Annotated in this window: 20 protein-coding genes; 10 read left to right on the forward strand and 10 right to left on the reverse strand. The window is 64.3% G+C overall.

Features of this window, described 5'->3' with window-relative positions; all coding sequences use genetic code 11:
• The 5 genes from pcnB to thpR all read right to left on the reverse strand — a co-directional run bounded on the left by pcnB (position 1) and on the right by thpR (position 4465).
• Positions 1 to 1455: a polynucleotide adenylyltransferase PcnB gene (pcnB, locus tag ACT5M9_RS15715; RefSeq protein ID WP_457982409.1), complete on the reverse strand. Its 1455-nt coding sequence runs from the start codon at positions 1453 to 1455 to the stop codon at positions 1 to 3.
• A gap of 103 nt (positions 1456 to 1558) precedes the next feature.
• On the reverse strand, positions 1559 to 2497 hold the full coding sequence (gene gluQRS / locus ACT5M9_RS15720; RefSeq protein ID WP_457982411.1) for a tRNA glutamyl-Q(34) synthetase GluQRS: 939 nt from the start codon (positions 2495 to 2497) through the stop codon (positions 1559 to 1561).
• Positions 2498 to 2610: 113 nt separating this feature from the next.
• Positions 2611 to 3060, reverse strand: a complete 450-nt coding sequence (gene dksA, locus ACT5M9_RS15725; protein ID WP_349921104.1) for an RNA polymerase-binding protein DksA — start codon at positions 3058 to 3060, stop codon at positions 2611 to 2613.
• Between the two features lie 119 nt (positions 3061 to 3179).
• On the reverse strand, positions 3180 to 3923 hold the full coding sequence (gene sfsA, locus ACT5M9_RS15730) for a DNA/RNA nuclease SfsA (protein WP_457982413.1): 744 nt from the start codon (positions 3921 to 3923) through the stop codon (positions 3180 to 3182).
• A complete protein-coding gene (gene thpR / locus ACT5M9_RS15735; RefSeq protein WP_457982415.1) occupies positions 3920 to 4465 on the reverse strand; it encodes an RNA 2',3'-cyclic phosphodiesterase in 546 nt (181 codons plus the stop codon). The genes sfsA and thpR overlap by 4 nt, the downstream gene beginning before the upstream one ends.
• Positions 4466 to 4667: 202 nt before the next feature.
• Here thpR and hrpB point away from each other — a divergent pair, with 202 nt between their 5' ends.
• The 3 genes from hrpB to gloA2 all read left to right on the forward strand — a co-directional run bounded on the left by hrpB (position 4668) and on the right by gloA2 (position 9972).
• Positions 4668 to 7115 carry an ATP-dependent helicase HrpB gene (hrpB, locus tag ACT5M9_RS15740; RefSeq protein WP_457982416.1) on the forward strand — a complete coding sequence of 816 codons (2448 nt, stop codon included), beginning with the start codon at positions 4668 to 4670 and terminating at the stop codon, positions 7113 to 7115.
• A 73-nt stretch (positions 7116 to 7188) separates the two neighbouring features.
• Positions 7189 to 9516: a penicillin-binding protein 1B gene (gene mrcB, locus ACT5M9_RS15745; protein ID WP_438550785.1), complete on the forward strand. Its 2328-nt coding sequence runs from the start codon at positions 7189 to 7191 to the stop codon at positions 9514 to 9516.
• Between the two features lie 54 nt (positions 9517 to 9570).
• Positions 9571 to 9972 (forward strand): SMU1112c/YaeR family gloxylase I-like metalloprotein, encoded by a 402-nt coding sequence (gene gloA2, locus ACT5M9_RS15750; protein ID WP_457982417.1) that lies wholly within the window; start codon positions 9571 to 9573, stop codon positions 9970 to 9972.
• A gap of 89 nt (positions 9973 to 10061) precedes the next feature.
• On the opposite strand, the gene ACT5M9_RS15755 is transcribed toward gloA2, so the two are convergent.
• Both ACT5M9_RS15755 and ACT5M9_RS15760 read right to left on the reverse strand, forming a co-directional pair.
• Complete coding sequence (locus ACT5M9_RS15755) at positions 10062 to 10382, reverse strand: SMR family transporter (protein ID WP_457982419.1); 321 nt, start codon at positions 10380 to 10382, stop codon at positions 10062 to 10064.
• Complete coding sequence (locus ACT5M9_RS15760; RefSeq protein ID WP_457982420.1) at positions 10370 to 10765, reverse strand: SMR family transporter; 396 nt, start codon at positions 10763 to 10765, stop codon at positions 10370 to 10372. The genes ACT5M9_RS15755 and ACT5M9_RS15760 overlap by 13 nt, the downstream gene beginning before the upstream one ends.
• A gap of 155 nt (positions 10766 to 10920) precedes the next feature.
• Here ACT5M9_RS15760 and ACT5M9_RS15765 point away from each other — a divergent pair, with 155 nt between their 5' ends.
• Positions 10921 to 11802: a LysR family transcriptional regulator gene (locus tag ACT5M9_RS15765; RefSeq protein ID WP_457982421.1), complete on the forward strand. Its 882-nt coding sequence runs from the start codon at positions 10921 to 10923 to the stop codon at positions 11800 to 11802.
• Positions 11803 to 11819: 17 nt separating this feature from the next.
• On the opposite strand, the gene ACT5M9_RS15770 is transcribed toward ACT5M9_RS15765, so the two are convergent.
• Complete coding sequence (locus tag ACT5M9_RS15770) at positions 11820 to 12329, reverse strand: DUF2937 family protein (protein ID WP_457982422.1); 510 nt, start codon at positions 12327 to 12329, stop codon at positions 11820 to 11822.
• Between the two features lie 208 nt (positions 12330 to 12537).
• Between ACT5M9_RS15770 and ACT5M9_RS15775 the strand changes: the two genes are divergently transcribed.
• From ACT5M9_RS15775 to ACT5M9_RS15785, 3 genes are all read left to right on the forward strand, one after another.
• Positions 12538 to 13221, forward strand: coding sequence for a phosphatase PAP2 family protein (locus ACT5M9_RS15775; protein WP_457982424.1), 684 nt, complete (start codon positions 12538 to 12540; stop codon positions 13219 to 13221).
• Between the two features lie 278 nt (positions 13222 to 13499).
• On the forward strand, positions 13500 to 14402 hold the full coding sequence (locus ACT5M9_RS15780; protein WP_457982426.1) for a TSUP family transporter: 903 nt from the start codon (positions 13500 to 13502) through the stop codon (positions 14400 to 14402).
• A 34-nt stretch (positions 14403 to 14436) separates the two neighbouring features.
• Positions 14437 to 14580, forward strand: coding sequence for a hypothetical protein (locus ACT5M9_RS15785; protein ID WP_457982449.1), 144 nt, complete (start codon positions 14437 to 14439; stop codon positions 14578 to 14580).
• A gap of 37 nt (positions 14581 to 14617) precedes the next feature.
• Here the strand turns inward: ACT5M9_RS15785 and ACT5M9_RS15790 are convergent, their stop codons facing one another.
• Positions 14618 to 15439, reverse strand: a complete 822-nt coding sequence (locus ACT5M9_RS15790; protein WP_457982427.1) for a hypothetical protein — start codon at positions 15437 to 15439, stop codon at positions 14618 to 14620.
• Positions 15440 to 15665: 226 nt separating this feature from the next.
• The gene (gene hemL / locus ACT5M9_RS15795; protein WP_457982428.1) at positions 15666 to 16952 is read right to left on the reverse strand and encodes a glutamate-1-semialdehyde 2,1-aminomutase; all 1287 of its coding nucleotides are present in this window, start codon (positions 16950 to 16952) and stop codon (positions 15666 to 15668) included.
• 221 nt (positions 16953 to 17173) lie between these two features.
• Here hemL and clcA point away from each other — a divergent pair, with 221 nt between their 5' ends.
• From clcA to erpA, 3 genes are all read left to right on the forward strand, one after another.
• Positions 17174 to 18568 carry a H(+)/Cl(-) exchange transporter ClcA gene (clcA, locus tag ACT5M9_RS15800; protein ID WP_457982429.1) on the forward strand — a complete coding sequence of 465 codons (1395 nt, stop codon included), beginning with the start codon at positions 17174 to 17176 and terminating at the stop codon, positions 18566 to 18568.
• A gap of 86 nt (positions 18569 to 18654) precedes the next feature.
• Positions 18655 to 19347 carry a DUF6776 family protein gene (locus ACT5M9_RS15805; RefSeq protein WP_457982430.1) on the forward strand — a complete coding sequence of 231 codons (693 nt, stop codon included), beginning with the start codon at positions 18655 to 18657 and terminating at the stop codon, positions 19345 to 19347.
• A 90-nt stretch (positions 19348 to 19437) separates the two neighbouring features.
• Positions 19438 to 19788: an iron-sulfur cluster insertion protein ErpA gene (gene erpA, locus ACT5M9_RS15810; RefSeq protein ID WP_157812753.1), complete on the forward strand. Its 351-nt coding sequence runs from the start codon at positions 19438 to 19440 to the stop codon at positions 19786 to 19788.
• The last annotated feature ends 46 nt before the right edge of the window (positions 19789 to 19834 follow it).

Below are 19834 nucleotides of genomic sequence, written 5' to 3' on the forward strand. Positions count from 1 at the left end.
TTACTCGGCGGCTTTCGGCTTGCGGCGACGGGGGCGGCGGCGATTGCGGCTGTTGCTGCTGCGTTTCTCACCGCTGCGCTCCCCGGTCGGCGCGCGTTCACCACGGCCCGCTTCCCGTTGCAGCTGCGGGCGCACGTCCGGGTTGGAGGCCACGTAGCGCTCCCACCAGCTGGCGAGCTCGCCGAGGCCCCGCTCGACCCGGTTGCGCAGCAACAGGAAGTCGAAGGCCGCGCGGAACTTGGGATGCTCCATGGCGCGCTCGGGGTGACGGCCTTGACGCCGGGTCAGTCGCTGCTGCAGCGCCCAGATGTCGCGCACATCCGTGGTGAAGCGGCGCGGCACGGCGATGATCCGCACCTGGGCGTCCAGCACCTCGTTGATGGCCAGCATGAAGGCATCGTACCAGGGCAGGCCACTCTCGTTTTCCAGCACTCGACCACGGGCCTCGACGGCGCCCCACAGCAGGGTGGCGTAGAGGAAGGCAGGGCTGACCCGCTTCTCCTCACGGACCCGGTTGTCTGTGTCTATCAAGGCCTGCTCGATGAACTGCTCGTAGGGAGAGTTGCCATGTGGGGTGAACAGGGCGGCAACCTGGGGGAACAGGGGCTGGAACAGACCGTATTCACGCAGCAGCTTGTAGGTGGCGAGGCCGTCGCCGGCGAGGAACAGCTTGAGGGTCTCCTCGAACAGGCGGGCCGCCGGGATATCCTGCAGCAGGGGCGCCAGCTCCTTGATGGGGGCGGCGGTGCGCGGGCTGATGTGCATGTCCAGCTTGGCGGCGAAGCGCACGGCGCGCAGCATGCGCACCGGATCTTCCCGGTAGCGGGTCTCGGGATCGCCGATCAGCTCCAGCTTGCGCTCGGCCAGATCCTCGATGCCCCCCTCGAAGTCGTGCAGGGTAAAGTCCCTGGCACTGTAGTAGAGGGCGTTGACGGTGAAGTCGCGACGCTCGGCATCCTCTTCGATGGTGCCGTAGACGTTGTCCCGCAGCAGCATGCCTTCATCAGACTGGGCCGACACGTGCTTGCTGGTATTGACCTGATGGTGGTGACCCCGGAAGGTGGCCACTTCGATCACGTCACGACCAAAGACGATGTGAGCCAGACGGAAGCGACGGCCGATGAGGCGGCAGTTGCTGAACAGCGCCTTGATCTGTTCCGGCGTCGCGTTGGTGGCGATGTCAAAATCCTTTGGCGTCTTCCCGAGCAGCAGGTCACGGACGCCGCCACCCACCAGGTAGGCGTCATAGCCCCCCTTGTTCAGGCGGTAGAGCACCTTGAGCGCATTCTCGCTGATCTCTTTGCGCGAGATGGGGTGCTGGTCACGGCTCAGAATGCGGCGCTGGCCGGCGACATGGGTCGGCAGGCTGGATTCCATCGACTGCTCGCCGTCTTCCTTGCCGAGCACCTTGCGGCAAAAGTTTGCGATCTGGGAAAAAATGGTACACCTCTTCATGACTTCAAATTGACGGGAGGCCAAAAAATAGCGGCCTATCATAGCTCAGGCCCGGCCAAATGAGAAACTGTGTGGTCTGCTCAGGTGGTGTTGGGCTGGCTAGTTATAAATGCGAGCGGGTTGTGCTCCCCGCACCGGGTTCCCCCAGCTCAATCTTCTGCTGATGGGGGACGAGTGCCAACTGCCAGTGGGCTATTCCCCAGGAGATCATCTGCGCAACGGTTCCCTCGATCAGCTCGGGGGGCGGGTTTTGGCCGAGAAACGCGAGGGCCCGCCAGAGGGCGGGTCTCACCTCATCGAGATCCAGGGCCGGGGCGTGATTCTGCTTGGATAGCTTGTGACCATCGGCCAGCACCGCCAGCGGCAGATGCACCCAGGCGGGAACCGGTGCCCCCAGCATCTGGTAGAGCGCTATCTGGCGCACCGTGGGCTCCAGCAGATCGGCGCCCCTGACGATCTCTGTGATGCCGCAGTCCATGTCATCCACCACCACCGCCAGGTTGTAGGCGTAGAGCCCGTCCCGGCGGCGGATGATAAAGTCCTCCTCCGCCAGGGCCGCCGGTACCGAGATCCGGCCCTGCAGCACATCCTCGAAGTGATAGACGGGCTGGCGCTGGCGCAGGCGGGCGGCGCAGCCGGAAGGTGGTAAGCCCAGCTCCCGGCAATGGCCGCCATAGAAGCCGCCGGCGGCCATGATCTCGCGCCGGGTACAGCGACACCAGTAGAGGTGACCGGCCCGATAGAGCCCCTCGATGACCTCGTCATAGCGGGCATGGCGCTGGCTCTGATAGATCACCTCCCCATCCCACTCGAGGCCATGGGCCTCCAGCGTCCGCAAAATGAGTGGGGCTGCCCCCTCCATCTCCCGCGGCGGATCTATGTCCTCGATGCGTACCAGCCATGTCCCTTGCCGGGATCTCGCCTGCAAAAAGCTGCCAAGGGCCGCCACCAGGGAGCCAAAGTGGAGCGGGCCGGACGGAGAAGGGGCGAAACGGCCTATATAAGGACGGGTCGGGGAGGCTGGGGTGGCTGTGATGGGCATGATCATCGGGGAAAACGGTGCATTGAGGCTGCATTCTGGGCCGCACCCGACAAAATCTCAATAAAAAAGGGAGCTCGCAAGCTCCCTTCCTTTGTTCACGTCGACGGTCGGCCTCAGCCAGCCATCTGTTTTTCCTTGATCTCGGCCAGCGTCTTGCAGTCGACACAGAGGTCGGCGGTGGGACGGGCTTCAAGGCGACGAATGCCGATCTCGATACCGCAATGCTCGCAGTATCCAAAGTCGTCGTCTTCGAGCAGCAGCAAGGTCTTCTCGATCTTCTTGATCAGTTTGCGTTCACGGTCGCGGGTACGCAGCTCGAGCGCGAACTCTTCTTCCTGCGCGGCGCGATCGACGGGATCCGGGAAATTGGCAGCCTCATCCTTCATATGGTCAACGGTGCGGTCAACTTCCTGCATCAGTTGGTTACGCCAGGCTCCCAGGATCTTGCGGAAATGAACCTTCTGTTGGTCATTCATGTACTCCTCGCCAGCTTTCATCTGGTAAGGCTCGACACCCGCAATGGCCAGGGGGCCCAGAGATTTCCTGTTTTCGCCTGTTGGCATGCCCTGTCTCCTAATTCAGCACGCGACTCGTGCCATCCATAAATTGAGGGCGGTATCTATAGCAGAAGGGTAACCTGTAGGCAAACAAGCCTTACCAATAATGTTACCCATTCCAGCATTTATTTGCTGCCCTCGGGTTGCAGGTGGTCAGATTCAAACGGAATAAAGCCTTGAGCCACCATGCCTCGCACCCCAACATGGGGGCGATAGCATAAAATTTCAACCCCCGCCGCCATCGCCTGTTCAATTAGCAGACTATAGTGCGGATCTATGTGCGTTGCCGGACGCATCCGATCTATCCCCGAATGCAACACCATGAATAACAATACGGCTCTGTGGCCAGCCGCCTTCATGGCCATCAACTCACGCAGGTGCTTGGCACCCCGGGCCGTCACCGCATCGGGGAAATAACCCATGCCGGCCCGCTCCCGCTCATCGAGCAGGGTCACCGACTTCACCTCTATGTAGCAGCTCGGCTTGTCATCGTCTTCCAGCAGCAGATCGATGCGGCTGTTCTCCTCCCCGTATTTTACCTCGGTGCGCAGCCTGGCATAGCCGCGCAGCGGGGCGATGGCATCCTGCTCGATCAGCTCGCGGGCTATCTGGTTGGCACGGGCGGTGTTGACGCAGATGAAGTGTCCCGCCGGGCTCTCGGCAATCTCCCAGCTGTGGGCCAGCTTGCGCTTGGGATTGTTTGAGGTGGAGTACCAGACCCGGGTGCCGGGATCGGCGCAGCCGGTCATGGCCCCGGTGTTGGCACAGTGGATGGTGATGGTCTCGCCACTCTCGAGTTGAACGTCGGTCAGGAAGCGTTTGTAGCGGCTGATGAGCTGCCCGCATTGCAGGGGGGGATCGAAGATCATCGGGCCGGTTCCTCACTCTTCTGTGTCTTGGCGCGCGCCCGCAGGGGCCAGCAGGCGATGGGTTCATAGCTGACCCCGTCCGGGGTGCTGACCGAGCGATAGAGGCAGAAGCGATCGGCCTGCACCGCGAAATCCGGAGCCGGCAGTTCGCTCGGTGCCTCCCCCGCCTTGCGGGACAGGGTGACGTGGGGGCGATAGCCCTGTTCCCCGTTGCCGAGCCCCAGCTTCTCGCCGTGACGGCGCAGGGCCCTGGCCAATACATTCAGCTCGTTCGGCCACTCCCTCGGCCCCACCCAGGCGGCCTTGGCGCGGGCGAACCAGCCCGTCTGATCCAGTCGAACGGTGAAGGGCGGGCAGTGTTGCAGCTCGGCGGCGGCGATCAGGCGCTCCTGGGTCGCCTCGTCGGTTTCCCCGAGAAAGGCCAGGGTGAGGTGCAGGTTTGCCTCCGGCACCGGCAGGCCGGGCCAGGGCTGCTCGGCGCGCCAGGCGACCAGCTCGGGGGCCAGGCCGGGCAGTGGCAGGGCGAAGAAGAGTTTGGGCATGGGGGGATCTGTCCTCTGGATGCGCATGGAAGGGGCCCATTCTATGGCAGCGGACGGGAGGATGTCTTGCCGGTGCCGATTGTCCTGGTCCGCCAGGAGGGGGAGTGGGCAGGGCCTCTGTGGCGTCTGCGCTTACAGCCGCCCCCTGGCTATGGCAGAATGGAGCCCGTTTTCAAGGTCGCCACAGAAGGTGCTTGCCGTTTTGTCCCAACTCCCCATCGTTTCGGTGCTCCCCGAGCTGTTTGATGCCATCGACACCCATGCCAGCGTGATCCTGCAGGCCCCTCCTGGCGCGGGCAAGTCGACCCTGCTGCCACTGGAGCTGGTACGCCAGCACCGGCTGCCCGGTCGCATCATCATGCTGGAACCCCGCCGGCTGGCGGCGCGCAATATCGCCGCCTTCCTGGCTCGCCAGCTGGGGGAGAAGGTGGGGGAGCGCATCGGCCTGCGGGTGCGCGGGGAGAGCCGCACCAGCGCCGCGACCCGGCTCGAGATAGTGACGGAAGGGGTGCTGACCCGGATGCTGCAGCAGGATCCGGAGCTCGCCGGGGTGTCGCTGGTCATCTTCGACGAGTTTCACGAGCGCAGCCTGCACGCGGACACGGCGCTCGCCTTCGCCATCGAGAGCCAGCAGGGGCTGCGAGAGGATCTCAAGCTGCTCATCATGTCCGCCACCCTGGAGGGCATGGCGCTGGAGGCCTTGTTGCCGGATGCCCCCGTCATTCGCTCCGAGGGGCGCGGCTTCCCTATCGACTACCACTATCGCCCGGCAAATCGCCAGCAGTGGCTGGAGCCGCAAGTGGGCGCCGTGGTGCTGGAGGCGCTGGTTACGCACCCCGGCAGCGCCCTGGTGTTCCTGCCGGGGCAGGGGGAGATAGAGCGGCTGGCGCAATGGCTCGACGGCAGGCTGCCGGACGATGTGCGCCTCGCCCCCCTCTACGGTCGCCTCGACATGGCTGCCCAGCAGGCCGCCATCGAGCCGGCGCCGGCGGGTCGCCGCAAGCTGGTGCTCACCACCAATGTGGCGGAGACCTCCCTCACCATCGAGGGGGTGTCGATGGTCATCGACAGCGGGCTGGAGCGGCGCGCCAGCTTCGATCTGAAGAGCGGCGTCACCCGGCTGGAGACCCGGCAGATCGCCAGGGCCTCCGCCACCCAGCGGGCGGGCCGCGCCGGTCGCCTCGGCCCTGGGGTCTGCTATCGGCTCTGGAGCGCGGAGGGGCAGGAGCGCCTCGCCGAGCAGAGCCCACCGGACATCCTGACCCAGGAGCTCACCGGCCTGCTGCTGGACGCAGCCCAGTGGGGCGCCAGGGTGGAGAGCCTGCCGCTGCTGGACAGGCCCCCCGCGGCGGCGGTGGCCAGCGCCCATCGGCTGCTGGTGGCCCTGGGGGCGATGAGGCCGGACGGGGATCAACTGCTGACCCCGGCCGGCCGGACCATGGCGGCGATCGGCACCCATCCCCGCCTGGCGCGTATGTTGCTGCGGGCTCGCGAGCTGGAGGCCGAGGGTCTGACAGGGATTGTCGCCGATGCCGCTTTCCTGGTGGCGTTGCTGGAAGAGGATCTGCGAGGATCCGAACGCCTGTCTGTGCTGTTCCATCGCCGGCAAGGGGCCTTGCGCCAGGGGGCGGCCCGCTGGTTCGAGCGCCTCGGCGTGCGCCCTGCCACGGCGAGAGGAGAGTGGCTCGGGCTGCTGTGCGCCCTCGCCTGGCCGGACAGGATCGGCAAGCTGCGCAGCGGCAGCCGCTATCAACTCAGTGGTGGGGTGAGCTGCGATCTGGTAGAAGGTCATCCCTGTCAGGGACAAGTCGCCCTGGTGGCCATCGAGATGGGTCAGAACGAGCGCGGCAGTCGCATCTTCATCGCAGAACCCGTGGAGCTGGACGAGTTGGTACGCCAGCTACCGGAGCTGGTGAGGGAGCGCCAGTGGTTCGACTGGGACGAACGGGAGGAGCGGGTGCGGGCCGAACGCCAGCAGGTGGTCGGCGAACTGGTGCTGAGTCAGCGACCCCTGACCGAGCTGTCGGACGAACAGAAGGGGCGCTGCCTGCTGCAGGGGATCCGGCGCAAGGGGTTGCACGTGCTGCCCTGGGATGAGGCGAGCGAGGGGCTGCTGGCCCGGCTGCGCTGCGCTGCCGACTGGCTGCCGGACGAGGGCTGGCCCGCGACGGACGAGGAGAGCCTGCTGGCCCGCCTGGAAGAGTGGCTGCTGCCGGCGGTGAGCGGCATGACGAGGCTGGAGCAGCTCAGGCGGCTCGACCTGGTGGATCTGCTGCGCCAGTCCCTGCCCTGGCCCCTGCCCAGGCGGCTGGACGAGGCGTTGCCGAGCCACTTCACCGCCCCCACCGGCAGTCGGGTGCGCATCCGCTATCAGCCGGGACAGGCGCCCGTGATCCCGGTGCGCATCCAGGAGATGTTCGGCCAGGCCAGCACCCCCTGCGTGGCCGATGGCCGGGTGGCCCTGGTGGTGGAGCTGCTCTCCCCGGCCCAGCGGCCGCTGCAGATCACCGCGGATCTCGCCGCCTTCTGGGTGGGCTCCTACGAGCAGGTGAAGAAAGAGATGAAGGGGCGTTACCCCCGTCACTACTGGCCGGACAACCCCCTCGAGGCGATGCCGACCCGAGTGACCAAGAAGAAGATGGGATTGTAGAGCCGATTGACCAGACGCAATCGGACGTTCGCGAAGGCGACCACATAAGCAGGAAGGAAAGCAAAGAGGATTTATGGCAACCCAAAAACGCAAGCGCGCGCCCAAGAAGGCGGCGCCCAACAACACCATCTGGCGCAGGCTGTTCTGGCTTGGCTTCAAACTTTCACTGGTGGTGGGCGCCTTCATGGTGGTGTTCGGTATCTATCTCGATACCAAGGTGCGCGAGCGCTTCGACGGTGAGAAATGGCAACTGCCGGTGATGGTCTACAGCCGCCCGCTGGAGCTCTACCCCAGCCAGCGACTCTCCCAGACCCAGATGCTGCGCGAGCTCAACATGTTGAGCTACAAGCAGGTGCGCCAGCCTCACACCCCGGGTGAGTATGCGGTCAACGGCAACAAGATCGATCTGATCCGCCGCCCGTTCGCCTTCCACGACGGCGCCGACGCCGCCCGCGGCCTGCGCCTCACCTTCAACGGCGCGCGGCTGGACGGGATCCAGTCTCTCGAGAACCAGCGCCAGCTCGGCTACGCCCAGATGGACCCCGTGCTGCTGGACAGACTCAACACCGAGGATCGGGAGGATCGCCTGCTGGTGCGCATCGCTGAGGTGCCGGACAGCCTGCTGGTCACCCTGTTGACGACCGAGGACAGAGATTTCTACCAGCACGGCGGTGTCTCCCCCGTGGCCATCATGCGCGCCATGGCGGCCAACGTGCTGGCGGGGCGCACCGTGCAGGGGGGCAGTACCCTCACCCAGCAGCTCGCCAAGAACTTCTTCCTGACCCGGGAACGCAGCCTGTGGCGCAAGGTACAGGAAGCCTATATGGCGGTGCTGATCGACTACCGCTACAGCAAGGACGAGATCCTGGAGGCCTACCTCAACGAGGTCTACCTGGGGCAGAACTTCTCCCAGGGGGTCTACGGCTTCGGGCTCGCCTCCTACTTCTACTTCGGCATCCCGGTCAACGAGCTGGACATCGATCAGGTGGCCCTGCTGGTGGGCATGGTGAAGGGCCCCTCCTATTACGATCCCTGGCGCTTCCCGGAGCGGGCCAAGGCGCGGCGGGATCTGGTGCTGAAACTCCTGATGGATCACGGCAGTCTGACCCAGGCTGAATATGAGCTGGCCAGCAAGCAGCCGCTCGGCATCATCACCCGCGGCCAGATGAGCTACGGCCGTACCCCGGCCTTCATGGGCCTGCTCAAGCGGGAGATCCAGAGTCGCTTCGGCCCGGATCTGCTCAAGCAGTCCGGCCTCAAGATCTTCACCAGCCTGGATCCCATCGCCCAGCACGCCGCCGAGCAGGCGGTGGAGTCGGGTCTGGCCACCATCGAGAAGCAACGGGGCAAGAAGAAGCTGGAGGCGGCCATGGTGGTCTCCGACTGGCACAAGGGGGAAGTGGTCGCCATGGTGGGGGGCCGGGATCCGCGCTACGCCGGCTTCAACCGTGCCCTGGATGCCCGTCGCCAGATAGGCTCCTTGGTGAAACCCGCCGTCTACCTGACCGGCCTCTCCAATGGCCTGACCCTGGGCACACCGCTCAAGGATCAGCCGATCCGCATCCGCGGCCAGGATGGCCAGATCTGGACGCCCCAGAACTACGATCGCAAGTTCCGTCAGAGCGTGCCCATGATGGAGGCGCTGGCGAGCTCCCTGAACGTGCCGACCGTCAACCTGGGCATGCAGGTGGGGCTCGACAAGGTGGTGGATACCCTGCACAAGCTCGGGGTCAGCCAGGAGATCCAGCCCTATCCGTCCCTGGTGCTGGGGGCCGTGGCACTGTCGCCGATGGAGGTGAACCAGATGTACCTGCCCATCGCCAACCAGGGGCTGACCCAGCCGCTGTCGGCCATTCGCGCCGTGGTAAACGGCGATGGCAGCCAGCTCTACCAGCATGACGAGGCGGCCAAGCGGGTCACGGATCCCCAGGCGAGCTGGCTGACCCTGTTCGCCATGACCAAGACGGTGAGCCAGGGCACGGCCCGTGCGCTCGGGGCCAAGTTCCCCGGCGCGACCATGGCCGCCAAGACGGGGACCACCAACGAGCTGCGCGACTCCTGGTTCACCGGGCTGGACAACAACGAGTTGGTGAGCATCTGGGTCGGTCGTGACGACAACACCCCGGCCGGGCTGACCGGCGCCAGCGGTGCCCTGCAGCTGTTCAGCGGCTACATGAGCCAGCGCGGGGTCAACAGCCTGAGCCTGAACATGCCGGAAGGGGTGAGCTGGGCCAGCTTCTCCCGCACCAGCGGCGCCCGGGTCACCACGGACTGCCCCGGCAGCCTGCAGGTGCCGGCCAAGCTGGCGGGACTGGGAGAGCCCATGAGCTGCGCCGCCCCGGTGGCGAACCCGAACCCGGTCAACGCCCTGGACAACTGGTTCAACGGCTTCTTCAACTGACCCTCTTTGCAACCGAGAGCGGGCGGTCTGGCCGCCCGTGCTCATGGAGTGGATATGACAGTACCCCTGCTCGGCGGCATCCACCATGTGGCCATCATCGCCAGCGACTATGCGCGCTCCCGCCACTTCTATCACGAGGTGCTGGGGCTGCCCATCATCGCTGAGACCCTGCGCGAGGCCCGCCAATCCTGGAAGCTGGATCTTGCGCTGCCTGACGGCAGTCAGCTCGAGCTGTTCAGCTTCCCCGCGCCGCCACCGCGTCCCTCGAGGCCGGAGGCCTGCGGCCTGCGCCACCTAGCGTTCAGGGTCGAGGATCTGGACAGGGTCATCGCCCATCTGCAACGGCATGGGATAGAGGTGGAGGAGATAAGGGTGGACGAGCTGACCGGTCGGCGCTTCACCTTCTTCGCAGACCCCGACGGCCTGCCGCTGGAGCTGTATGAGGCGGAGAGTTAGGCTGCCTGCTGCAATCTGACTGATCGTTTTGACTGTTAAAAAGCCGCCCGGCAAACCGGGCGGCTTTTTTCATGAGGTTTTAGCGTGGATCATGCGGTGGTCAGCAGGGCCACCGCCACCGCCATCACCAGGATCCCGACCCAGCCGATGGGCTTGAGGCGCTCGCCGAACAACAGCAAGCCGCCGAGTGCGGTGCCGAGTATGCCGATGGCCCCCCAGGTGGCGTAGGCGATGGCGAGATCTATCTTGCCCGTGTTCACCGCCTCCGACAGCAGGGTGAAGGCGCAGAGTACCAGCAGGATGCCGAGGAAGCCCCAGCCCTTGTAGCGAAACCCCACGGAGCGGTTGATGGCCATGTTGGCGCCTATGTCCAGCAGCGCCGCGCCCAGCACGATGATCAACGGGTGCATACGGCCTCCTTCATCGGACGGGAGGCGGGGGTCGGCTCATCATGGGTCTCACCCAGGGTCACCATAACAATCCCCACTATGGCCAGCGCCAGCCCGAACAGCTCCTGGGTGCTGATGCTGTAATCCAGGAACAGCACCGAGACCAGGGTGATCAAGGCGATCCCCAGGCCTTCCCAGAGGGCGAACGCGATACCAATGGAGATTGTTTTGGCGGCTTTGGCCAACATCAGGTAGGAGAGGGCGATGAGCACCCACATGGGCAGGTAGTTGAGCCAGCCCGCGCCATTGTCCGCGATGAGGGTCATGGAGGAGGTGCCGGCGACCTCGGTCAGGATGGCGCCTGTCAAAAACATCCGGGCCAATAACATGCGACTGATTAACATAAAACGTCCTTTGTGGCTTCGACCCGGCAAGGATAGCCGGGGCCCCGGCCTTGTCGGGAATCGCTCAGCGTCGATTAATCAGACGCCAAGGGTTTGCCTTGTGCGATGGGGGCGGGCTAAGGTAAAGCTCGGATCCTCTGCATGCCAGCGCCTTTATGAAGCTCAATCAGATAGAACTCTTTGTGGAATCTGCGGAAAGCGGCTCCATTGCCAATGCGGCCCGCCGTCTTGGCAAGAGTCGCAGTGCGGTCAGCACGGCGATCGCGGCACTGGAGTTGGAGCTTGGCGTCGACCTTTTTGAACGTGGTGCGAATCGGAGCCGGCTGACGGAGATCGGGGAGCTGGTGCTGGATGACTGCAAACGGCTGCTGCAGGCGGCCAACAGCCTGCAGCTCAAGTGCGAGCATCACGCCTCCGGCGCCGAGGTGGCGCTGCGGGTGGCGCGGGATGACGCCATCCCCGAATCTGTCTGGCGCGACCTGCTGGGGACCCTGCGTCGCCAGTTCCCCGGCACCAGCATCTCCCTGGTGCTGGCATCGCCCCCCGAGCTGCCTGCCCTGGTGGAGGAGGGGTTCGTGGACGCGGCCTTCGGCCTCATCACCGAGGAGCAGGAGCGCAGCGGCCTGTGCATAGATGTGCTGAACCCCATCCGCACCCTGATGGTGGTGGCGCCGAGCCACCCCCTGGCCGGCCTGAAACGGGTGCTGCAGCAGGATCTGAGCGGCCACACCCAGGTCACCCTCTCCTATGTCGACGAGTTCTCGGTCAAGAGCCTGCTGCCCATCGGCGGCCAGCACATCGGCCTGTCGAGTTTCGAGCTGATGCGGGACGCCGTGCTGGATGGGCTGGGGTGGGCCGTGCTCCCCTCGCCGCTGATCCAGAGCCAGCTGCGGCAGGGAGAGCTGCTGACCCTGAAGCACAAGTTCAGCCTGCAGTGGCGGGACTACGGGGTCTATCTGTCGGAAAACGCTCACCACGGCAAGGTGCTTGCCTGGCTGAAGAAGGCGATCCAGGCCTATCTCGAACCCTTCGAGTAGGCCAGGAGCCGAGGAAGTCAGCGGTAGCGGGGGGCCGGCTGACGCGAGCGAAACGGCAGCAACACCAATCCCAGCAGCAGATCCCCGATCAGGGCGGCGAGCAGGCCGACGCCGAGGCCACAGCCGATGGCGGCCTGCTTGAGGGGCACCACATAGCTGTAGTTGTGCAGGGTATCCTGCCAGAGCTGGGGATCCGGCTGCATCAGCAGGTGGGAGAGCTGCTGCAACCAGGGCTGGCGCTGGACGGCGAGCTCTTGCTGCAGGTGGCGCTGCTGATCAACCAGCAGCTTCAGGCTGTCGGCATCCCGGGTGAAGACGGGATCCTGGCTGGCGCCATAGTGGGCGATCAGGGCATCGAGATCCCCGCCGAAGTGCTGATCCGCCGTGCCCTGGAAGGGGGACAGGCTGAGGCTAGCCTGTTGCAGCCGGGCATCCAGCCGCTGGAAGTAGAGATCGACCAGCCCGGGGATCTGCACACCCGCCAATAATCCCAGTGCAAACAACATCATGCGAAGGTAGCTGCGCATCATCATCATCCTGAATGAAGGGACTCACATACTAGCCGCAAGCGGTTGGCGCGCCAAGTCGGCCTGCGCCTGCCCGGCAGCCTAAGGGTGGGGTGAGGCAGAGAAAGATTCGATGGTGTCTCTCCCTGACACTATCTTTTACATTTTTGTGATTCAGATCTCGAATAATCTGCTTTAACATGGCGGTTTTTTTGAAGGAAGGCTCGGCATGAGCAAGTTCATACCTTTCTATCTGGTCGGGGGCCTGATTGCCCTCAGTTGGGGCGTCCTGCCGGGCCACGGCCCCTGGGATCACTGGGACCTCGCCACCTTCCTGCGGGTCAACGGCTGGCTCGCCGACTCCCCACGCTGGGCCGATCTCGTGGCCATCACCAACAACCGTCAGTTCGATCTGGCCGCCCTGGCCTGCATGGGGCTGATCCTGGCCATCTGCTTCTTCCGTGCCGAGGGGCAGGAGCGCCGTCGGCTGGTGGCCATGGGGATCGTCATGCTACTGGGGGCCCTGGCCATCAACCAGTTCGGTCACCTGCTGCCGGTCAGCCGTCCCAGCCCCACCCTGATGGTGGAAGGGGCACTGCGCGTGACTGAGATCAGCGCCATCCCGACCAAGGACTCCTCCAGCGACAGCTTCCCCGGCGATCACGCCCTCTTCCTGATGATCTTCGCCGGTTTCGCCCTGCGCTATCTGCCGCGCTGGGCGGGCGTGATCTCCGTGCTGATGGTGCCCCTGTTTTCGGCCCCCCGCATCCTGGCCGGTGCCCACTGGCTCACGGACGTCTATGTGGGCGCCCTCTGCCTGGCCCTGCTCTGCCTGCCGTTGCTGCTGCTCACCCCCTTGTCGGATCGGCTGATCGCACGCATCGCCCCCAGACTGCCCGGCTGGCTGGGCTGACGGCACGCCATCCCCATGGCCGGCAATAAAAAAGAAGGCAGGGAAACCTGCCTTCTTTTGGTTATGCACCATCGGCGACTGTGGTCGTCGCGAAATGACCATAATGGCGACCGATGACCCCGGGCTCGCGCCCTCATGAAAGAGTATGAACAGCGTCGTTCGAGTTCGCACGCTCACCATGAGGTCATCTTTGCCGGAATTTTTGTGAAATGCCTGCGTTCGCTCAAGCATTTTCCACGGGCCTTCTTTAGAATCGCCGCCCTTGCTGGAGAACCTCAATGCTAATCAATCTGCTGCGCCTGCTGTTCATCGGCTGCGCCCTGGTCTTTATCTTCATGTTGATCCACGCCTGGTGGCACAAGCGGCGCAATGGCGAGCTGGAGTCCACCCCCTTCTGGCCGGTGGCGGGCATCGGCTTCGTCGCCAACTTCCTCGACACCCTGGGGGTGGGCAGCTTCGCGGTGAAGACCGCCTGCTACAAGCAGTTCAAGCTCATCGACGATCGCCTGCTGCCGGGGACCCTCAACGGCCAGTGCGTGCTGCCGACCGTGACCCAGTCCCTCATCTTCATCGGCGCTGTCAAGGTGGATCCCCTCACCCTCATCAGCATGATGGCCGCGGCCGCGGCGGGTGCCGCCTGGGGGGCGAGCCGGGTCGCGGGGTTTGATCGGCAGACGATCCGGCTGGTGATGGCGGTCTCATTGCTGGTGGTGGCCGGTCTCATCTTCGCCGGCCTGTTGGGGCTCTTCCCCCTCGGCGGCGAGGCCATGGGGCTGAGCGGTTACAAGCTGGGGATAGCCCTGGTCGGCAACTTCATCTTCGGGGTATTGATGAACGTCGGCATCGGCCTGTTCGCCCCCTGCATGACACTCGTTTACCTGCTGGGGATGAACCCCATGGCGGCCTTCCCCATCATGATGGGTTCCACCGCCGTGCTCAGCGTCTTCTCGGCGGGTACCTTCATCCGTCGTGGGGCCTTCGACGCCAGGGCCGTGCTGGCGGTGGCCATCTTCGGCCCCATCGGCGTGGTGCTGGCGGCCATGCTGGTGCAATCCATGGACATGGAGATGCTGAAGTGGCTGGTGGCCTTCGTGGTGATCTACACCTCCTGGACCATGTACGCCTCCTGGCGGGCGGGGCGTCGTCAGCCACAGGCTCAGCTGACCGAGGTGGCCAGCTAGGCGCTGGCGGTTATGTTCCGTTCCGGTGCAATCCATGGACATGGAGATACTGAAATGGCTGGTGGCCTTCGTGGTCATCTACACCTCCTGGACCATGTATGCCTCTTGGCGGGCGGGGCGTCGTCAGCCAGACATCCCGGTACAAGCACAAGTTCAGCTGAGTGAGGCTCCCCGCTAGCCGTCTCCCCTTCACAGAGAGTCAGACGGGCGGGAGATTATCTCGCCCGTCTGAAGCCACCTCGGCGTCTCGGGGAGGCCATTCCCGGCTCGCCGCCACTGGTCAAGGGCCGCTGGCTGGAGGCAACCAGGGCCGCCTCCGCCTTGGCGCCGAGGAAGACATAGAGCCCGAGCGCCAGCAACAAGCCCACGGCGCAGGCCATGACCCCCACCGCCGGCCAGAGCAGCTCGACCTGACCCAGGGAGCCCTTGAACAGCAACAGCAACCCCTCGATGGAGACCGCGATCAGGATGGCGGCGATGAAGCGGGTGATGGTGCGGCGAATGGCGCTGTGGCGGAAGATGTCCTTATGCAGCAGCACCTCTTCCTCCAATATGGTCTTGCCGAGATCGAATACCGCCAGCGCCAGGGTCAGGAAGATGATGGCGCTGAAGGCGCCGAGCCGGTTCTGCTGGGTGCCGCACAACAGCAGGTAGAGTTGCTCCAGCCCGTGCCAGATCAGGGTGGCGACGATGAGAAACAGCGCCAGACTCAGCACCACGTAGACGGCCCTGAACCAGGGGATGGCGCGGCGCCGCTCCCTGTCCCCCATCAGCCAGGCAATCAGCTGGTGCAGGTTGATGGCAAGCTCCCGGCCATGGCCCTGCACCCGCAGTCTGAGTTGACCCTGCGGGGCCGGCACGGGCGCCAGTATGGCGGGCCTTGCCTGGGGCAGGTCCGTGCTCTGCACGCTCTGCACGAAGGGGTAGGCCTTGAGGGCATCCTGAGGGAGGCTGAGCAGCCCCAGCAACAGGGGGGCCAGCTCGGTTTCGTACTCCTGATAGCGCCGCAGCACATCGATGGGGCTCATCTCTGCCATACACACCTCGGTCAAGTGGGCTCCTGTCTGAGCCGGTGCAAATAGTGGGCCCGTTTTATGACAGTCGTGGTGGTGTTCACTGCACCAAGGGGCGGCAAATTCCGAAGGGAAGGGAGAGGAGTGCACCAGAAGGGGGCGCGGGGGCAGGATCCTGCGTGCCCAGAGAAGAGATACAGCACCAGCATGAAAAAGGGCCCCGCAGGGCCCTTCTTTATATGGACGGGGATCAGCCTGCCAGCTTGGCGAAGCTGCGCTCGGCGGCGGCCAGGGTGTGCGCAATCTCCTTGTCGCCGTGGGCCAGGGAGAGGAAGCCCGCCTCGTAGGCGCTCGGGGCCAGGTAGACGCCCTCTTCCAGCATGAGATGGTAGAAACGCTTGAAACGTTCCATGTCGCAGCGGGTCACCTGCTCGTAGCGGGTGATCTCGGGCTCTTCGGTGAAGAAGAAGCCGAACATGCCGCCGACCTGAGTGACGGCCAGCGGGATGCCGTGTTTGGCGGCGGCCGCCTTCAGCCCTTCCGCCACCCGGGCGGTCTTGGCGCTCAGCTGCTCATACAGACCCGGTTCTTGCAGCAGATTCAGCATGGCCAGACCCGCGGCCATGGCCACCGGGTTGCCGGACAGGGTGCCCGCCTGGTAGACGGGACCGGTCGGAGCTATGTGCTGCATCACCTTCTTCTTGCCGCCGAAGGCGCCCACCGGCATGCCGGCGCCGATGATCTTGCCGAGGGTGGTGAGATCCGGATCTATGTTGTAGTGACCCTGGGCACCGCCGAGGGAGACCCTAAAGCCGGTCATGACCTCGTCCAGGATCAGCAAAGCGCCGGACTCGTCACAGATGGTGCGCAGCCCCTCCAGGAAGCCGGGGATCGGCGGGATGCAGTTCATGTTGCCAGCCACCGGCTCGACGATGATGCAGGCGATCTCGCCGCCGTACTGGGCGAAGGCTTCCCGCACCGAATCCAGATCGTTATAGACACAAGTGAGAGTGTGCTTGGCAAAGTCCGCCGGCACGCCCGGGCTGTTCGGCTGGCCCAGGGTCAGGGCGCCAGAGCCGGCCTTCACCAGCAGGGAGTCGGCGTGGCCGTGGTAGCAACCCTCGAATTTGACGATCTTGTCACGGCCGGTGTAGCCGCGGGCCAGGCGTATGGCGCTCATGGTGGCTTCGGTACCGGAGTTCACCATGCGCACCTGCTCCATGGAAGGCACTATCTGGCGCACCTTCTCCGCCATGCGCACCTCGATCTCGGTGGGGGCGCCGTAGCTCAGCCCCTTCTCCACCGCCTGGATGACGGCGGCCTTGATGGCCGGGTGGTTGTGACCCAGCAGCATGGGGCCCCAGGAGCCGATGTAGTCCACATAGGCTTGACCATCCACATCATAGAGATAGGCCCCGTCGGCGTGATCGATGAAGCGGGGCGTGCCACCGACCCCGTTGAAGGCGCGGACCGGGGAGTTGACGCCACCCGGAATGGTCTGGCGGGCCTGTTCAAACAGCTGATCTGATTTTGACATGGATCATCCTTAATGGGATTTTGGTGGTCGTATCGGGGAAGATGGCCGAATGCGGCTCGGCAGCCTGCGGGTGGTGGAGTATGCTTTGCGCTCTCGTTACCCGGGCCTCTGGCCTGCCCCGTGGCACATGAAACGGGCCGACTATAGCAGAAAGCCCCTGTGCTGGGCAGCCGAGCCGAGGCCGGGTGTTTTCAAACCTTGCTGGATGAATATGGTTTCTCATGGCGCAACAAGCTCCCTCTTCTTCTGAAAATGCATTCCCCGGGCACAGGCCCGTCTTCCAGCGACTCATCCTGCAGGACAAGATGCCGCTGCTGGTGCTGCTGCTGGCCGCCCTGGTGGGTCTCCTGGCTGGTTTCGTGTGCGGATTGTTCGAATCCGGCGTGCACTGGGTGATCTCCCAGCGAGTCAACCTGCTGGCGGACCGGCCCTGGTGGCAGCTCGTCGCCCTGGGATTTGGTTTCAGCGCCCTGCTGGGGATGGTCGGCTACTTCCTCACCCATACCTTCGCCCCCGAGGCGGGGGGATCCGGCATCCCCGAAATTGAAGGAGCCATGGATGAGCTGAGGCCGGTGCGCTGGTGGCGGGTGTTGCCGGTCAAGTTCTTCGGCGGCATCTGCACCCTGAGCTCCGGCATGGTGCTGGGACGGGAAGGCCCATCGGTGCAGATCGGCGGCAACCTCGGCAAGATGGTGGCGGACATCTTCCGCCTGCCCAGGGAGCACGGCCACGCCCTGCTGGCGGCGGGGGCGGCGGGTGGTCTGGCGGCCGCCTTCAATGCCCCGCTGGCGGGCATATTGTTCGTGATGGAGGAGATGCGGCCCCAGTTCCGTTACTCCTTCCTCGCCATCAAGGCGGTGGGGATCTCCGCCGTCATGGCGACCCTGATGCTGCAGAACATGAAGGGACAGGCTGCGGTGATAAGCCTGCCCCACTACGATGCCCCCGAGCTGAAGGCACTTTGGCTCTTCCTCTTCATGGGGGCCTGCTTCGGCGTGCTGGGCTTTGTGTTCAACAAGCTGGTGCTCGCCTGTCAGGACGGCTACCTGGCGCTGCATCAGAACAAACGCCATCGCTTCGTCGCCATCGGCACTCTGGTGGCGGGCACCTTCGGCGTGCTGTCGCTGTTCGTGCCCTCGGTGACCGGTGGCGGCACCGAGCTCATCCCGCACCTGATGGGGGATGAATATGCGATGGCCACCCTGTTCCTCATCTTCTCGGTGCGCCTCATCGCGACGCTCATCTGTTTCTGCTCAGGCGCCCCCGGCGGCGTCTTTGCGCCGACTCTGGCCCTCGGCACCCTGTTCGGTGTGGTGTTCGGCCATATCTTCCACGCGGCCTTCCCGGAGCTCGGCATCGAGCCCGGCGCCTTCGCCATCGCCGGCATGGGGGCCCTGTTTGCCGCCACGGTGCGTGCCCCCATCACAGGTATAGTGCTGGTGACCGAGATGACGGACAACTATCAGCTGATCCTGCCCATGATGATCACCACCATAGGGGCGACCCTGGTGGCACAGTGGCTGGGGGGACGTCCCATCTATTCCCAGATCCTGGAGCGAACTTTACGGCTGGCCGCGCGTCAAAAGCGGGGAGAGAGCAGTGTGACTGCCGGTTAACTCCTTGTTTGTTCACATCAATCGGATGATGTCGCATATAGTGAAGGGAAGAGGCCGCAGTGTGGCGCAGTAATAGAAGAGGCCCTATGTCCCAAATCTGGAAGGTGTTGGTTGTCTTGGTGGTGGGGGGACTCATCGGTTATGTCATCGGAAACCGGCAGGAGCTGGCCCAGAGCGGTCTGCTGACGGTACAGCAGGAGACCCTGGAGCGGCAGAGCAAGGCGATTGGCCAGCTCAAGACGGATCTGGGCATCAAGGATACCCTGCTGGCGACCCAGAAGGCGGCCTTCGAGCAGCTGCAGCAGACCCTCAAGGATCAGGAGGCGCAGGTGCAGGAGCAGAAACGCCAGCTCGCCTTCTTCGAGCGGATCATGAGGCCCACCGGCGATCAGGTCGGGGTGGTCATCGACAACCTCAGCCTGCAGGAGACCAGCGTGCCGGGGCGCTATCACTATCGACTGGCCCTGACCCAGCCCGCCAAGAAGCGGGAGCTGTTCCGCGGCCAGGTCCAGATCAGGGTGGAAGGGAGCCTGGCTGACAAGCCCAAGACCTTGAGCAGCCGGGATCTCGGCATGAAGGTGGGGGAGGGGCGTTATGCCTTGCGCTACTTCCAGCTATTGGAGGGAAACTGGCAGCTACCGGAAGGCTTCATCCCGGACAGGGTGCGGGTGACCATCGCCAAAGAGGGGCGCCAACCGGCCCAGGAGTTGCTGACGGAATGGAGCGACGTGCTCAAGCCGCTGGTGGCTCAACCAGCCCCTTTACCCGTCGTTCAGTAAGATGCATGGTGAATACTTGAACCGAATGGTCGGGTATTGGATAATTTCGCAGTTTCCACCTCAGTGGATTTAACGGTTGTGAGGTCAGTGATGAGTGCAGTAACAGAAGCCCCGTTGCCAATCCAGATGACGGATTCGGCGGCAAACAAGGTAAAGACCTTGATCACCGAAGAAGAAAATCCCGAGCTCAAGCTGCGGGTCTATATCACCGGGGGGGGCTGCTCCGGTTTCCAGTACGGTTTCACCTTTGACGAGAAGATCAACGACGGTGACACCGTCGTCGAGAAGAGTGGCGTGACCATGGTGATCGATCCCATGAGCCTGCAGTATCTGGTCGGCGGCAGCGTGGACTACACCGAAGGTCTGGAGGGTTCCCGCTTTATCGTGACCAACCCCAACGCCACGACGACCTGTGGCTGTGGCTCCAGCTTCTCCATCTAATCTGCCCTGATGGTCAGATTGAAAGGGCCCATCGGGCCCTTTTCTG

It is taken from the genome of Aeromonas sp. AE23HZ002T15 (genome assembly GCF_054165525.2).

Coding starts and splice junctions, on each gene's coding strand:
- ACT5M9_RS15780 (WP_457982426.1), top strand. CDS start 13,500: ATGCTAATCAATCTGCTGCGCCTGCTGTTCATCGGCTGCGCCCTGGTC.
- clcA (WP_457982429.1), top strand. CDS start 17,174: ATGGCGCAACAAGCTCCCTCTTCTTCTGAAAATGCATTCCCCGGGCAC.
- ACT5M9_RS15805 (WP_457982430.1), top strand. CDS start 18,655: ATGTCCCAAATCTGGAAGGTGTTGGTTGTCTTGGTGGTGGGGGGACTC.
- hemL (WP_457982428.1), bottom strand. CDS start 16,952: ATGTCAAAATCAGATCAGCTGTTTGAACAGGCCCGCCAGACCATTCCG.
- ACT5M9_RS15755 (WP_457982419.1), bottom strand. CDS start 10,382: ATGCACCCGTTGATCATCGTGCTGGGCGCGGCGCTGCTGGACATAGGC.
- dksA (WP_349921104.1), bottom strand. CDS start 3,060: ATGCCAACAGGCGAAAACAGGAAATCTCTGGGCCCCCTGGCCATTGCG.
- gluQRS (WP_457982411.1), bottom strand. CDS start 2,497: ATGCCCATCACAGCCACCCCAGCCTCCCCGACCCGTCCTTATATAGGC.
- pcnB (WP_457982409.1), bottom strand. CDS start 1,455: ATGAAGAGGTGTACCATTTTTTCCCAGATCGCAAACTTTTGCCGCAAG.
- ACT5M9_RS15765 (WP_457982421.1), top strand. CDS start 10,921: ATGAAGCTCAATCAGATAGAACTCTTTGTGGAATCTGCGGAAAGCGGC.
- gloA2 (WP_457982417.1), top strand. CDS start 9,571: ATGACAGTACCCCTGCTCGGCGGCATCCACCATGTGGCCATCATCGCC.
- thpR (WP_457982415.1), bottom strand. CDS start 4,465: ATGCCCAAACTCTTCTTCGCCCTGCCACTGCCCGGCCTGGCCCCCGAG.
- erpA (WP_157812753.1), top strand. CDS start 19,438: ATGAGTGCAGTAACAGAAGCCCCGTTGCCAATCCAGATGACGGATTCG.
- ACT5M9_RS15790 (WP_457982427.1), bottom strand. CDS start 15,439: ATGGCAGAGATGAGCCCCATCGATGTGCTGCGGCGCTATCAGGAGTAC.
- ACT5M9_RS15775 (WP_457982424.1), top strand. CDS start 12,538: ATGAGCAAGTTCATACCTTTCTATCTGGTCGGGGGCCTGATTGCCCTC.
- mrcB (WP_438550785.1), top strand. CDS start 7,189: ATGGCAACCCAAAAACGCAAGCGCGCGCCCAAGAAGGCGGCGCCCAAC.
- sfsA (WP_457982413.1), bottom strand. CDS start 3,923: ATGATCTTCGATCCCCCCCTGCAATGCGGGCAGCTCATCAGCCGCTAC.
- ACT5M9_RS15785 (WP_457982449.1), top strand. CDS start 14,437: ATGGACATGGAGATACTGAAATGGCTGGTGGCCTTCGTGGTCATCTAC.
- ACT5M9_RS15770 (WP_457982422.1), bottom strand. CDS start 12,329: ATGCGCAGCTACCTTCGCATGATGTTGTTTGCACTGGGATTATTGGCG.
- ACT5M9_RS15760 (WP_457982420.1), bottom strand. CDS start 10,765: ATGTTAATCAGTCGCATGTTATTGGCCCGGATGTTTTTGACAGGCGCC.